Source organism: Streptomyces coffeae (assembly GCF_016741875.1).
Lineage (GTDB): Bacteria > Actinomycetota > Actinomycetes > Streptomycetales > Streptomycetaceae > Streptomyces > Streptomyces coffeae.
The window spans coordinates 1-507 of record NZ_JAERRF010000188.1; the positions used below are offsets into that span (position 1 = coordinate 1).

1 protein-coding gene is annotated in these 507 nt (G+C 69.0%); it reads left to right on the plus strand.

Translation table 11 applies throughout. From position 1 onward, the window contains the following. Window positions 1-18: 18 nt before the first annotated feature. A partial coding sequence (locus JK363_RS41600) for a ketoacyl-synthetase C-terminal extension domain-containing protein (protein WP_307822131.1) occupies window positions 19-507 on the plus strand: 489 nt, incomplete at its 3' end.

Below are 507 nucleotides of genomic sequence, written 5' to 3' on the forward strand. Positions count from 1 at the left end.
GAGCTGCTGACGGAGTCGGTGGCGTGGCCGGAGAGCGGCCGACCCCGGCGTGCGGGTGTGTCGTCGTTCGGTATCAGTGGCACGAACGCGCATGTGATTCTTGAGCAGGCTCCCGTCAAGGTTGAGGAGTCGGTTGGGGGTGTCGCGCCGCCGGTGGTGGTGCCGTGGGTGGTGTCGGGCCGGTCGGAGGCCGCGTTGCGGGGGCAGGCGGAGCGGCTGGCGTCGTTCGTCGGCGAGTGTGCGGACCTCTCGCCTGCGGACGTGGCGTTGTCGCTTGCGACTACTCGGTCGGTGTTTGATCACCGGGCTGTGGTGTTGGCTGGTGGGCGGGCTGGTCTTGAGGCCGGCGTGTCTGCGGTGGTGGCGGGTGAGCCGGCTGCTGGTGTGGTTCAGGGGCAGGTGGTGCCGGGGAAGCTGGCGGTGTTGTTCTCCGGGCAGGGTAGTCAGCGGGTGGGTATGGGGCGGGAGTTGTATGAGGCGTTCCCGGTGTTCGCCGAGGCGTTTGAC